Source organism: Sphingobium boeckii, assembly GCF_014199215.1.
Classification (GTDB): Bacteria; Pseudomonadota; Alphaproteobacteria; order Sphingomonadales; family Sphingomonadaceae; genus Sphingobium_A; species Sphingobium_A boeckii.
Genome location: NZ_JACIJC010000001.1, coordinates 677584 through 691759, shown reverse-complemented (window position 1 = coordinate 691759; position 14176 = coordinate 677584). Strand labels below are relative to the sequence as shown.

Annotated in this window: 9 protein-coding genes and 1 pseudogene; 6 read left to right on the top strand and 4 right to left on the bottom strand. The window is 61.4% G+C overall.

The features are described from left to right. Positions 1-44: 44 nt before the first annotated feature. The 6 genes and pseudogenes from FHS49_RS03500 to FHS49_RS19965 all read left to right on the top strand — a co-directional run bounded on the left by FHS49_RS03500 (position 45) and on the right by FHS49_RS19965 (position 9015). Complete coding sequence (locus FHS49_RS03500; protein ID WP_246350250.1) at positions 45-1097, top strand: MlaA family lipoprotein; 1053 nt, start codon at positions 45-47, stop codon at positions 1095-1097. A 484-nt stretch (positions 1098-1581) separates the two neighbouring features. Then, entirely contained in the window at positions 1582-3951 is a 2370-nt protein-coding gene (locus FHS49_RS03495; RefSeq protein WP_246350249.1) for a TonB-dependent receptor, read from the top strand. Positions 3952-3961: 10 nt separating this feature from the next. Beyond that, the gene (locus FHS49_RS03490; RefSeq protein WP_184015239.1) at positions 3962-5362 is read left to right on the top strand and encodes an MFS transporter; all 1401 of its coding nucleotides are present in this window, start codon (positions 3962-3964) and stop codon (positions 5360-5362) included. Between the two features lie 29 nt (positions 5363-5391). After that, positions 5392-6336, top strand: coding sequence for a TauD/TfdA dioxygenase family protein (locus FHS49_RS03485; protein WP_184015237.1), 945 nt, complete (start codon positions 5392-5394; stop codon positions 6334-6336). An 89-nt stretch (positions 6337-6425) separates the two neighbouring features. After that, on the top strand, positions 6426-8078 hold the full coding sequence (locus FHS49_RS03480) for an arylsulfatase (protein ID WP_184015235.1): 1653 nt from the start codon (positions 6426-6428) through the stop codon (positions 8076-8078). Then, positions 8075-9015: pseudogene (locus FHS49_RS19965) on the top strand (formylglycine-generating enzyme family protein). Before FHS49_RS03480 ends, FHS49_RS19965 begins: the two are co-directional and overlap by 4 nt. A 9-nt stretch (positions 9016-9024) precedes the next feature. On the opposite strand, the gene ahpF reads toward FHS49_RS19965, so the two are convergent. From ahpF to FHS49_RS03455, 4 genes are all read right to left on the bottom strand, one after another. After that, entirely contained in the window at positions 9025-10608 is a 1584-nt protein-coding gene (gene ahpF, locus FHS49_RS03470) for an alkyl hydroperoxide reductase subunit F (RefSeq protein WP_184015981.1), read from the bottom strand. 81 nt (positions 10609-10689) lie between these two features. Beyond that, complete coding sequence (ahpC, locus tag FHS49_RS03465) at positions 10690-11253, bottom strand: alkyl hydroperoxide reductase subunit C (RefSeq protein WP_184015233.1); 564 nt, start codon at positions 11251-11253, stop codon at positions 10690-10692. Positions 11254-11404: 151 nt separating this feature from the next. Beyond that, entirely contained in the window at positions 11405-13912 is a 2508-nt protein-coding gene (locus FHS49_RS03460; RefSeq protein ID WP_184015230.1) for a putative bifunctional diguanylate cyclase/phosphodiesterase, read from the bottom strand. 65 nt (positions 13913-13977) lie between these two features. Further along, positions 13978-14157: a hypothetical protein gene (locus FHS49_RS03455; protein ID WP_184015228.1), complete on the bottom strand. Its 180-nt coding sequence runs from the start codon at positions 14155-14157 to the stop codon at positions 13978-13980. Between the last annotated feature and the right edge of the window lie 19 nt (positions 14158-14176).

The window sequence follows — 14176 nt, the reverse complement described above, 5'->3', positions numbered from 1 at the left end:
GATAATGTTATGCAAGCCCGGCGGTCGGCAGAAGGAACAGGCGTTTGAGTATTTCGGCACTGACCACCGCCCTGCTGCTGGCCGGCGCATCGATGACCCCGGTCGAGGCACCGCCAGCGGCACCTGTGCTGGTGACCGTTCCCGCCATGAGCGATCAGCAGGACGCGGCCCCCGTCACGGTGCCGCAGCCTGCGACTCCGCTCGAATCGTCTCTTCCGCTTGTATTGCCGCCCGCCACCGAACCGCTCGCACCGCCAGCCAGCCCCGACACCGATCCCGACGAAATTGTGGTCGTTGCGCGGCCCAATATCTCCACCCCGGGCGATCCGCTGGAGGCGATCAACGCCAAATCCTTCGAGGTGACGCAGGTGGTGGACAGGGCTTTTGTCGCCCCGGCCGCGAGTGCCTATAGCAAGACCGTGCCCGCGCCGTTGCGCAGTGGCCTGCGCAATTTTTTCAACAATCTCACCGAACCCGTCGTTTTCCTGAATTATATGCTGCAGCTCAAGCCGGGCAAGGCGGCGGAGACATTGGGGCGTTTCGCCATCAACACCACGATCGGGGCGGCCGGTTTGTTCGACATGGCGAAACGACGTCCGTTCAAGCTGCCACGTCGCCCCAATGGCTTCGCGAACACCCTGGGCTATTATGGGGTGAAGCCCGGCGCATTTCTGTTTCTGCCGCTGATCGGACCGACCACGGTGCGCGATTTCATCGGCACGGGCGTGGATCGGCTGCTCGTACCGATGGCCGTCGGCGCGCCCTTCAACCAACCCGCCTATTCCATTCCCGCAGGCATCATCGGCTCGATCGACTATCGTGTCGAATTCGATACGCAATTGCGCAAGATTCACGAGGCGGCGGATCCCTATGCGGCGTCGCGCGCCAATTATCTGCTAAACCGTCAGGCCGAAATCGATGCGCTACGCGGCAAACCCCGCGCGGCTGCATTGCCCGCGCCCGATCCGATGGCCCCCGCGATGGGGCCGCTTGTTCAGCCCCCGGTGGCAACGCCGGTCCTCGCACCGCCGCCCGCAGTGGCCCCGCCTCCGGTCGCGCCGACCATCCAGCCAGTTCAGCCTGCGCCCCAACCCTGAGAGTGATGACAAAGCCGTCCGCTTTACGCGGCTAAAGCAAAACTTGGATTGACCGACTCATTGTCTACCGATTAGATGGACATATCAGATCATAGGGCGGACCGGCCGGTCGCCCGCGGCATTCGTGCCGCTGAACGGCCCGCGGCTTTTGAAGGGATGCAGCTTGCTCCGCGTCAACAACGGCTAAAGCGCGATGCAGGGTAGCGTGACGCCCGGCTTCGTGATCCCCCCGGTTCAAGGGGAACGGACGAATGCGAATGTACGACCTCACTATTGCAATCAGGGCGCAGCGGCCCCGCCTCTTGGGGCGATGTCGCGGTGTGTTGAACTGAGCTGATTGCGCAGCCGGGAATCCGGCGCGCCTCAAGGGAATCCATATCATCAATGTGACTGCGCGCTCGCTTGAGCGTGCGGCGTCGGGCGCATGTGCGTCCGGCCTCGGGGGACTGTGATCAACGCAATGACAAAGAATGTTTCAAGACGATTGAATTTCCGCCACGGTATCGCGCTGGGTGCGCTTGGCATGAGCCTTGGCCTATCCCTGCCCGCCATCGCTGCCGACGAACCTACGCCCGATGCCGCTCTGGATGCGGGCGAGGCCGGTGACGAAATCACGGTGACCGCGCGGCGACGCGATGAAAATGCGCAGGATGTCCCGATCGCGCTGAGCGTAGTGAGTGCGCAGACCCTTGAAGCCACCGGCAATTTCACGTTGAGTCAGGTGCAGCAGCTCGTCCCCAGCCTCCAGGTGTTCAGCTTCAATCCGCGCAACACCAATGTGAACATCCGCGGGCTCGGCTCTAACGTGGCGCTGACCAATGACGGCCTGGAAAACGGCGTCGGCATCTATATCGACAATGTTTATTACGGCCGCGTCGGCCAGTCGCAATTCGATCTGGTCGATCTTCAGCAGATCGAAGTGCTGCGCGGGCCGCAAGGCACGCTCTTTGGCAAGAACACAACGGCTGGCGCGATCAACATCACGACGCGCGCGCCCAGCTTCGAACCCGAATTTTCGGGCGAGACGACGCTGGGCGATTATGGCTATCATCAGGTGCGCGGATCGGTCTCCGGCCCGATCGCTGGCGACAAGGCGGCCTTCCGCCTGAGCATCGCAGACACCCACCGCGATGGCTTCCTGACGAACCGCTATGACGGCAGCAAGGCGCAGGATTATGACAATTTCACGGCACGGGGCCAGTTGCTTCTTCGTCCGGCCGAGGATGTATCGATCAAGCTGATCGGCGATTTCGCAAAGCAGAAACAGAATTTCGTGCTGAACGTCCTCGCCAATTATTTTGGCACTTATGACAATGGCGCCGTGATCGCGAACAACTTCGTCGATCGCGTCACGCGCGCGGGCTACACGCCCACGCCGATCCGCCCGTTCGACAGGATCGGGGAATCGGATTCCCATTATCAGGCCAATATGAAAAGCTATGGCCTGTCCGGCCAGCTGGACTGGGATCTGGGTGGCGCGGCGCTGACATCCGTCACGGCCTATCGCTGGTGGGACTGGAATCCCGCCAATGATGGCGACAGCACGGGACTGGCGGTGATCACCAAAGCCCAGCAGGCCAATCGCCAGCGTCAATTCAGCCAGGAAATCCGCCTGGCGTCCACGGGTGAACGCTCGGTCGATTATGTCGTGGGTGCCTATTATTTCTGGCAGATCATCCGCGGCTATGGTGCCACCGCATTCGGCCCTGATGCGGCAAGCTGGAATATTCCGGCAGTGCCTGCGGTGGTGAGCAATGCCGCGCTGAACGGCTTTGAATCCAATTCCACGTCAACCCCCGCCACGAAAAGCTATGCTTTGTTCGGACAGGGGACATGGAATATCAGCGACGCCCTGAAACTAACGGGCGGCCTGCGCTTCACCCATGAAAAGAAGTCTGGCGCGTTCAATCAATATCATGTGGCCGGGATCAGTCTCGCCACGCTCCCCGCGGCCCAGGCAGCCGCTGCACTGGCCATCCGCAATCAGTTCAGCCCGGTCACCAGCTATCAAACCAGTTTCACAGATGACAGCCTCTCGGGCCTGATCAACCTTTCCTACAAGATCGCGCCCGACGCCTTGATCTATGGCAGCTATTCGCGCGGCAACAAATCGGGCGGCCTCAATCTCACCGCTCTGCCGGCCAATGTCGATCCCGAGGTCAGTCCCGAAAAAGTCGATAGTTTCGAGCTGGGTCTGAAGACGCAGTTCCTCGACCGCAGTGTGACACTCAATCTGGCAGGCTTCTGGAATGAGGTCAGCGATTACCAGACCGCCATCACCGAATTCGACAAGGTTTCGCAGGCCGTGCGGCAATATATCGCCAATATTCCAAAGGTCCGGTCGCGCGGGTTCGAGGGCGATCTGACCTACGCGCCCACGGCCCTGTTCAGCATCTCCGCATCCGCCGCTTATGCCGACACGACCTACCGCAACTATACCAATGCGCCGCAAGCGCCCGAACGGGCCAATCTAGGCGGAATACAGAATCTCACCGGTGCGCAACTCGCGGGCGTTCCGAAATATACCTACACTTTGGGGACCGATATCGCGCAACCGATCGGGCAATGGGGATCACGCGAAATCCATCTCTATGGCCATGCGGATTTCTCGCATCGCTCGTCCTTCAACACCTCGGCCAGCAACTCCCGCTACGCCCAGATCGAAGGCTATGGACTGCTCAATGCGCGCATCGGCATTCGTACTGACGACGCTCGTTGGGACCTTTCCGTCTGGGCGCGCAACCTGACCGACAAGGATTATTTCCAGACTCTGAGCCCGGGGACCACCGGGCTTGTGACCGGCCTGATCGGCGAACCGCGTACCGTGGGCGTCACCCTGCGCACCAAATTGTGAGGTCAATGAAATGGCGACTGTCTTCCCATCCGCCTTCTTCCGATCGGGTTCAACCCCGCAGACCGATCCGGCCCGGCTGAGCGGTTGGCGACTGGCGGCCTTCTCGTCCATCGCGGTGCCCGTCGCCGCCGCGGGCCTCCCGCTCGGCGTATATCTACCTGCGGTCTATGCGCAGGAGTATGGGCTTTCTCTCGCTACCATCGGGTTGATTTTTCTGGTCGGGCGGCTCTGGGATGCTGTGCTCGATCCGTTCATGGGGGCGCTCAGCGATCGCACCCGCAGCCGCTTCGGCAGGCGGCGTCCCTGGATCGCAGGCGGCGGCATCGTCTTCGCCATATCGTCGCTCTTCCTGTTTTTCCCGCAGGGACAGGTGACCGCAACCTCGCTCGCGATCGTCCTGTTCTTCTTCTATCTGGGATGGACGGCGATCCAGATCCCATTCCTCGCCTGGTCCGGCGAGATTTCGGGCCGCTATCATGAACGCACCCGCGTCGCGACTTATCAGACCGTGATCACCGCGATTGCGCTGCTCACCGCGCTGATCCTGCCCACCCTTGCGGATCAGTTGCGGCCCGGCGACGGGAAGCTGAAGCTCGCGCTGATGGGCGGTCTGGTGGCGGTTTCGATCCTGCCCGCTTTGTTCCTGACGCTGCGTGCCTTCCCCGAGCAGCCGGCACCCGTTTCCGTAGGGGCGCGCCAACCAATTGGGGTGATCATTCGCACCGTTTTGGGCGACCCCTTGCTGCTCCGCGTGCTGGGATCGGATTTCGCGGTAACGCTGGGTCAGACGATCCGTGGCGCGCTGATCGTGTTCGTGGTCACCTTCTACATGGGCCGCCCTGAATGGGCCGGCGGGCTGTTCCTGTTTCAATTCGTGTTCGGCATCCTGGCCGGCCCGATCTGGATGAAAATCGGTCTGCGCCTGGGCAAACATCAGACGGCGGTGGCCGGTGAGCTTGTCCAGGTCGCCGTCAATCTTGGCCTGTTGATTGTAACGCCGGACAGCTTCGGGCTGCTGCTGGGCCTCACCCTGGCGCAGGGGTTGGCGCAAGGGTCTGGCAATCTGATGCTGCGATCGATCGTCGCGGACGTGGCGGACAAGCATAGGCTCGAAACGGGAGATGATCGTGCAGGTCTTTATTTCTCGGTCTTCAGCCTGGCGGGCAAGGCGGCGACAGCGGTCGCCATCGGCATCGCTTTACCGCTCGTTGGATGGATCGGCTTCGATCCCAAGGTGCAGAACACGCCCGCGGCGCTCAACGGCCTACTTTACGTCTTCGCGCTTGGTCCCGCGATCGCCCACGCCTTTTCCGCCTGGCTCATACACGGCTTTCCGCTGGACGAAGCCCGCCATTCCGAAATCCGCCGCGCGCTCGACGAACGCGAACGCGCGCTGGTGCCTGCCGAATAACCACAATCTTTCACTAAAGGAGCAATGCAATGTCTGTTCTGACCCATCAATTCATCAATGCCCATGAAGCCGAGAGCCCGCTCGATATCGTACCCGTCGCGGGGCGAATCGGCGCTGAAATCCGGGGTGTCGCGCTCTCGGGCGATCTCGACGACGCCACGCTGGCGGCAATCCGCGCGGCGCTGGTGCGGCACAAGGTGATCTTTTTCCGCGATCAGACCGTGCTGGACGATGCGAAGCAAGAGGCTTTCGCCGAGCGGTTCGGCAAGCCTGTGGCGCATCCCACGGTGCCGGTCGTGCCGGGCAGCAAATATCTGCTCGAACTGGATTCCAGGGAGGGCTACGCCGCGTCGAGCTGGCATACCGACGTCACATTCGTCGATTCCTATCCCCAAGCCTCCATCCTGCGTGCGATCACCATTCCCGAAGCCGGCGGCGATACGCTGTGGGCCAATGGTGTGACGGCTTATGAGGAATTGCCGGAAGCGCTCAAGACCTTGGTTGATGGCCTCTGGGCGCTGCACACCAATGACTATGATTATGCCGGCACCTTCTCCAATGCCGATCAGGCACGCGTGGAGGAGCACCGCAAGGTATTCGCTTCCACGGTCTATGAAACCGAGCATCCCGTGGTCCGCGTCCATCCGGAATCGGGCGAACGCGCCCTGCTCGTCGGCCATTTCGTGAAGAATTTCGTCGGGCTGAACCAGGCGGATTCTCAGCGGCTGTTCGGCATCCTGCAGGATCATATCACCAAGCCGGAAAATACGGTGCGCTGGCGCTGGCGCGCGGGCGACGTGGCAATCTGGGACAATCGCTCGACCCAGCATCGCGCCATCGCCGATTTCGGCCTGCAGCGTCGCACGCTGCGCCGCGCCACGATTGCTGGCGATGTGCCGGTGGCGATCGACGGCAGCCGCAGCCGCGTGATCAAGCCCGAGCGGCAGGAACAGACGCTGCTCGCCGCCGAATAGCATATCCGGGTTTGCCCCTCTTTCCCGGATCAAACTGGGCCGCGTCTTCAGGGAGGCGCGGCCGCCTTTTTACGAAAGATCGATCTGCCATGCGAAGCCGTTTTCTGTTTGCGATGCTCGCCGTTTTGCCACTGGCCGCATTCGCCGCGCCGGTAGCGGCGAAATCCGAAAAGCGCCCTAATTTCCTGGTGATCGTGGCCGACGATCTCGGCTATTCCGATATTGGCGCATTCGGGGGTGAGATCGACACCCCCAATCTGGATGCGCTGGCGAAGAAGGGCGTGAAACTGACCGCCTTTCACACCGCCCCCACCTGTTCGCCGACGCGATCTATGCTGCTATCCGGCACCGATAACCATCTGGCCGGCGTTGGCGCGATGGCGGAGTTGATCGCGCCCAATCAACGCGGCAAGCCGGGCTTCGAGGGCTATCTCCGTCCCAATGTTGCGTCGCTCGCGGAATTGCTCGGCGCGAACGGCTATCGCACCCTGCTCTCCGGCAAATGGCATCTTGGCCTGACGCCGGATCAGGATCCTCATGCGCGCGGCTTTCAACGCAGCTTCACGCTGCTGCAGGGTGGGCACAATCATTTCGGGCTGGCGACTTCCAATGCGCTGATCAAGGGCACCACCTATCGCGAAAATGGAGATACCTTGCCGGGCGTTCCACAGGATTTCTATTCATCCGATTATTTCGCCACCAAGCTGGTGCAATATCTAGATGAAACCAAGCAGGGCGTGGACGGCGCAAAGCCTTTCTTCGCCTATCTCGCCTTCACCGCGCCGCATTGGCCGCTCCAGGCACCCAAGGCGGATATCGAGAGATATCGCGGCCGCTATGATGCGGGCTTCGAAGTGTTGCGCGCGCGCAGGCTGAAGCGTCAAGTCGAACTGGGGCTGATCGACGCTGACACGGCGGCCCATGCCCCGGTGCTCAAAAAGGATTGGGATGCGCTTTCCGTTGAAGAGAAGAAGACTGCCGCGCGCGACATGGAAATCTATGCGGCGATGGTCGATCGGCTGGACAAGAATGTGGGTCGGGTGATCGCCGAGCTGAAACGCACGGACGAATATGACAACACCGTGATCCTGTTCCTGGCCGACAATGGTGCCGAAGGACTGGACATAGCGCATAGCGAGATGGCCGGGATCAACACGCTCGACGACGGTGCCGACAACAGTTTCGACAATCGCGGCAGCGCCACTTCTTATGTCGCCTATGGCCCGGGCTGGGCGCAAGCGGCTACCGCGCCGTCATGGCTGTTCAAAGCCTATGCCACCGAGGGCGGCACGCGCACCGTGGCCTTTGTCGGCGGCAAGGATTTCAAGCGCAGCGGCGGGCTGGGCGGCGCATTCACTTCGGTCGCCGACGTGGTGCCCACCTTCCTCGAACTGGCAGGCGTCCCCGATCACAAGGGCCAGTTTCAGGGCCGGGCGGTGGAGCCGATCCGCGGCAAGAGCTGGGTGCCGTATCTGAAGGGAAAAACCGATCGGGTCTACGCGACCGGCGATACGATCGGCACCGAACTCTTCGGTTCGCGCGCGCTGCGGCAAGGCGATTGGAAGATCACCGATCCCGGCACGGGCGCATGGCAGCTCTTCAACATCGCCGAAGATCCCGGCGAGACGCGCGATCTGGCGAAGGACAATCCCGAGCGCCTGGCCGAGCTTACCGCAGGCTGGGATGTCTATGCCAAGGAGGTGGGCATAATCATTCCCAGCGTGAAAATCTATCAACCATGAGCCGACGACTGGTTCCGGGCGGCGTTGCGTTGCTGGGCCTATTGGCGCTGTGGAGCGGCGGCGATGAACAGGATGCCCGCGCCGCCGCTGCGGGGCATTGCCCCAAACCGGCAGACGGCCAGGCATGGATCGCTGGCGGCAAAACCCGGATCGGCAGCGACCGCGGCTATGCCGAAGAAGGCCCGGCGCATGACGTGACGATCAAGGGATTCGGGATCGACCGGCACGAAGTGACCAATCGGCAATTCGCGGTGTTCGTCGCCGCGACGGGCCATGTCACGCAGGCGGAGCGCGAAGGCGGCGCGATAATATTCGATCTGCCCCACGCAGGTGAGGTTCCGCTCAACCCCAGCCAATGGTGCGATATGAGAAAGGCGCGGAGTGGCGTCATCCCGATGGACCCGAGAGCGACCTGGCAGGCCGCGCAGACTTGCCGGTCGTTCAGATCGCTTTTGCCGACGCGCTGGCCTATGCGCGCTGGTCCGGTCGATCGCTGCCCAGCGAAGAACAATTCGAATATGCCGCCCGCGCCGGTGCCATGGAAAGCCTCGATCAGCCCGCGCCCGAGCGGGCGAATACGTGGCAGGGCACATTTCCCGCGCGCAACGATCGCAAGGACGGCTATGCGCGTCTTGCGCCCGCAGGCTGCTTCGAAGCGAATGGTTATGGGCTGAACGACATGATCGGCAACGCCTGGGAATGGACCGGAAGCGGGTATCTCCCCGGCCACGGCCCGATGCCGGATCCCGTCGGCGCGCCGGGCGATCCCAGTTTCGACCCCGCCCAGCCCGATGTCCGCGCTCGCGTGATTAAGGGCGGATCATTCCTGTGTGCGCCCAATTATTGCGCCCGCTACCGCCCCGAAGCGCGGCACGCGCAGAACGAGACTGCGGGCGCATCGCACCTGGGCTTCAGGACAGTGCTCAATGCACCGTGACGGATCTGTTCAGGCCGCCTGCGCCACGGCATCGACCGGCTCAAGGCGGATCATGTAATCGAATGCGGAAAGCGAAGCTTTGGTGCCTTCGCCCATCGCGACCACGATCTGCTTGTAAGGCACGGTGGTGCAATCGCCCGCCGCGAAGATGCCGGGTCGCGATGTCTCGCCGCGGTGATCGATCTCGATCTCGCCGCGGGGGGAGAGGGCCACCACATCCTTCAGCCATTCGGTATTCGGCACCAGCCCGATCTGGACGAAGATTCCCTCCAGTTCCACCTCATGCAGCGTATCGTGATTGCGGTCCTTATAGACCAGGCTACTCACCTTTTCGCCATCGCCCTTCACCTCGGTCGTCAGCGCCGATGTGATGATCCGCACATTGGTCAGGCTGGCGAGCTTGCGTTGCAACACCGCATCGGCGCGCAGATCGCTGTCGAATTCGATCAAAGTGACATGCGCCACGATGCCGGCCAGATCGATCGCGGCCTCCACGCCCGAATTGCCGCCGCCGATTACCGCCACGCGCTTGCCCTTGAACAAAGGCCCATCGCAATGCGGGCAATAGGCAACGCCCTTGTTGCGATATTCATCCTCGCCCGGCACGTTCATCTGCCGCCAGCGCGCGCCGGTGGAGAGGATCACGGTCCGCGCTTTCAGCGTCGCGCCATTTTCCAGATGCACCTCATGCAGACCGCCCTCGCTACGCGCCGGAACCAGCTTGTCAGCCCGCTGCAGATTCATGATATCCACGTCATAGTCGCGCACATGCTGCTCAAGCTGGGCCGCCAGTTTCGGGCCTTCGGTGTGGGATACCGATATGAAATTCTCGATCCCCATCGTATCCAGCACCTGGCCGCCGAAACGCTCGGCAGCGACACCGGTGCGGATCCCCTTGCGCGCCGCATAAATGGCCGCCGCCGCACCTGCTGGACCACCGCCCACGACGAGCACATCGAACGGATCCTTGCCCGCAATCTTGTCGGCCTGCCGCTTCAGCGCGCCGCTGTCGATCCTGGCGACGATCTGCTCAAGCTCCATCCGGCCCTGCCCGAACGGCTCACCATTCAGGAACACGGTGGGCACCGCCATCACCTTGCGAGCATTGACCTCATCCTGAAACAGCGCACCATCGATGGCGACATGGCTGATCCGGGGATTGAGCGCGCTCATCAGATTGAGCGCCTGCACCACATCGGGGCAATTCTGGCAGGACAGCGAATAATAGGTTTCGAAGGCATAATCGCCATCAAGCGTGCGGACCTGCTCGATCAGATCCTGCGCTGCCTTGGACGGATGGCCACCGACGTGCAGCAAGGCCAGAACGAGCGATGTGAATTCATGGCCGAGCGGGATGCCGGCGAAGCGCACGCCGATATCGGTGCCGACTCGGCGGATCATGAAGCTGGGGGTGCGCGGATCGCCATCGGCGCGGGCAAGGCTCACCTTGTCCGACAGGCCGGCGATCTCTTCGAGAAGTTGCTGAAGCTCATGCGATTTCGCGCCTTCATCCAGCGATGCGACCAGTTCGATCGGTTCACGGATATTGACCAGATAGCCTTGCAACTGCTGCTTGAGATTGGCGTCCAACATCATTCTGCTCCGGAAAATTTGTTCGGCGGCGGTGTCCGGGGGACGGCAAAGGCCATCCCCCGGTTGCGACCCGCGGGCTTTTTAGATCTTGCCGACGAGATCGAGTGAGGGCGCCAGCGTTTCATCGCCTTCTTCCCATTTGGCGGGGCACACTTCGCCCGGATGCGCGCGCACATATTGCGCCGCCTTCACCTTGCGCATCAATTCCGCGGCATTACGACCGATGCCTTCCGCCGTGATTTCCATGAACTGGATCACGCCATCGGGGTCGATCAGGAAGGTGCCACGATCGGCCAGGCCCTGACCTTCGCGCATCACGCCGAAATTGTTGGTGATCACGCCCGAGGGATCGCCCAGCATGGTGTAGGTGATCTTGCCGATGGCGGGCGAGGTATCGTGCCAGGCTTTGTGCGAGAAATGCGTGTCGGTCGAAACGCTATAGACTTCGACGCCGAGCTTCTGGAATTCGGCGTAATTATCAGCCAGATCTTCCAGTTCGGTGGGGCAGACGAAGGTGAAATCCGCTGGGTAGAAAACGAAGACTGCCCATTTGCCGAGCACGTCCGTCTCGCTGACCTCGATGAATTTGCCTTCCTTATAGGCCTGCGTGCTGAAAGGCTTAAGCGAAGTTCCGATAATACCCAATGTCCGTCTCCATGCTGGTGAGAGCGTCGAGATAGGGGAGCGCGGGCACAATGGGAAATGACTAAACCCACTTCCTGTGATCGATCCAACCGATCAATGGCGCACAAATTGGTCAAATTGGACGAGCGCCGCGGCCGACCGCGGATCAGCGTCAGGCAACCCCAGCCACCGGATGTCCACTATGTTCGAACGGCAATAAGGGTGCCGGCCGCGCAAACAGATAGCCCTGGCCCAAATTGCACCCCAATGCGATCAGGCGCGCGCGCTGCGCCGGAGTTTCCACGCCTTCGGCCACCACGGATTTGCGCAGGCCATGCCCAAGGCCGATGATGGCGCGCACGATCTCCTCGCTCTGCCCATCCTCATCGAACAGACTCAACACGAAAGAACGATCGATCTTGAGCGTGTCGATCGGAAGCTGCTTGAGATGGATGAGCGAGGCATAGCCAGTGCCGAAATCGTCCAGCGCGATGCCGACGCCCGCCTCGTGCAACAGGCGCAACGCCTTGACCATGCCATTCACCGTGCGGCCCAGCACGATATCCTCGGTCACTTCGATACACAGCCTGTGCGGCGCGATGCCGCTGTCATTCAGGCGCTGGAGCAAGCGCTGCGCCGCGTGCACGCCATCAAGCTGCGCCGCGGTAAAATTCATCGATATGGCGGGAATTTCGGGATAGGCGCACAATTTGGCGATGATCAGATCGAGCACATGCTCCTGCACGGCGGTGCCCACCTCGATATCGGTCAGCATGTCTCCGAAGACGGCTGGAGCGAGCAGTCCGTGTTCGGGATGCTGCCAGCGCAGCAAAGCCTCATAGCCCGTAGCGCTGCCGGTCTGGAGCGATACGATCGGCTGATAATGCAGCACGAATTCCTTCCGCTCGATCGCCACCCAGGCGTCGCGCGCGAACGAAAGCCTGCGATCAAGGCCAGCGCGCAGGCTCGGATCATAATGAAAGCGCCGCTTCCGGCCGAGCTTCTTGGCATGATACATCGCCAGATCGGCATTCTTGTACAGCAATTCCGCATCGCGCGTATCGGGCGCGTAGCCGGTGGAGCCGATGCTGAGCGAAAGAGACCAGGCCCGACCGCCGCGCCGCCACATCTCTCCCTGCATGGCATCAAGCGCATCCCCAATCTGCTGCGCGCGCACACCATCGGGATCCGACACGATCAATGCGAATTCATCGCCACCGATCCGCGCGACCTGATCATCCGGCCCGGCCACCCGGCGCAGAAGATCGGCGATATGGATCAGCAGCGCATCGCCCCCATCATGGCCAAGCCGATCATTGATACTCTTGAGATGATCCACGTCGATCAGGAACAGCATGAAGGAACCCGGCGCACCATCGTCGATCGCCGCCCGCAACGCATTTTGGAAGGAGGCACGGTTGCCCAGCCCGGTCAGGAAATCGGTGTGCGCGGCGCGGCGCAGCGTCTCGCTTTCTATGGCGATCGAGGTGCGCGCCTGCTCCGCATGATCGCGCTCCTGCCGCAAATGGCGAAACCGGTCCGCAATAGCGAGGGACAAGGCGATGGACTCGAACGCCAGCGCACCAAAGGTGGCCATGTCGATCGCGTCGTTCTGCGGCAGCAACCCGAGATTGCGCGACAGCCTGAGCGCAAACACTGCGAGGACGGGTGCCCAGCCCACCAGATAGAACCAGACGACGCGACTTCGGCCTTTGATCGCATACACCACGCCGACGCCGACGGAGATGACGCCGACGAGCATCACATAATTCAACCAGCGATCCATGAGCGCCGCTGGAAACACCCGATCCATCGACGCCGCAATGCCGAGAACGATCACCAGCACGGCAAGAGCGCGGCTGCTTCTCGAAAGCCAGCGTGGCAGCAATCCAACTTCCAAGACGCCCAGGAAGAAGAAGTTCCCCGTCCCGATCAAGATGCTGATCAAGATCAGATCCAGCCTGACCGCCATAGGACCGACGAAATTCGGCGCGACAAATGCAATCATGTTGGTCCACGACAGACCATAAGCAAGCGCAGCGACGACCCAGATCAGATACCAGCGCTGAAACGGATATCGATGGCCGGTATAGATCAGCAGATTATAAGCAAAGGCAGACAGCAATGCGCCCGTGAACAGCCCCATCAGCGCCAGCCATGCAGCGCCAGACCGCGCCGCGCTCTCGGGGCTCGCCGCGGTCACCTTGCGCATCAGGCCGAGTTCATCGAGTCTGAGGAAGCCGATATACAGATTTTCGATCTCCGCGCCCGGACGGTCGATTCCAAAACGCAGCAGGCCTCCTGGTGCCCAATTGTCGGCAAGCGCACGGGCACCGCGCTGGACGATCCGGGCACGGCCATGTCGATCCACTGTCATCACCGCGATCTGATCGAACCGGGTCTGATCGATCAGCAATTGCCATTGGGCCGGGAGCGATTGAAGCGTGCCCGCATCATTCAACTTCAGCCAGAGCCAGCGATCCTGATAACCCGATGCCCGCTCATCATCACAATCGTAACGCAGAGATTCCACGCCCGCTATGGCAAGCGTGAAATCCGCCGGCGCGCTGGCATGGCAAAATTGGGTTCGGAGCTGAACCATTTCAGCCTTCGCGGTGCCCGGCGCGACATGCGTCAGCAGCAAAAAAAGCAAAGCGAAAAAGGCTGAACGTGCCGACATGAAACTCACCAAAGCAGAGTTTCACATTTAGATTGGAAATCATGACAATGCGTTAATTTTGCGTTTTAAGTTTGGCGCGCAGCCTTTCCGAATACTGCGTCGGGCGACGGCAGATCATTGTTATCCAAGTAATTTTTATAATCGCTCATCGCGAGCGCACGCACCGGCTTTTCGGAGTGGCGCATCCTGTGCAGCACGGTCATGCGGCGATCGAAGCGCGCCACCACAACATCGGCCCGCATCATGATGAACGGTCCGGGTCGC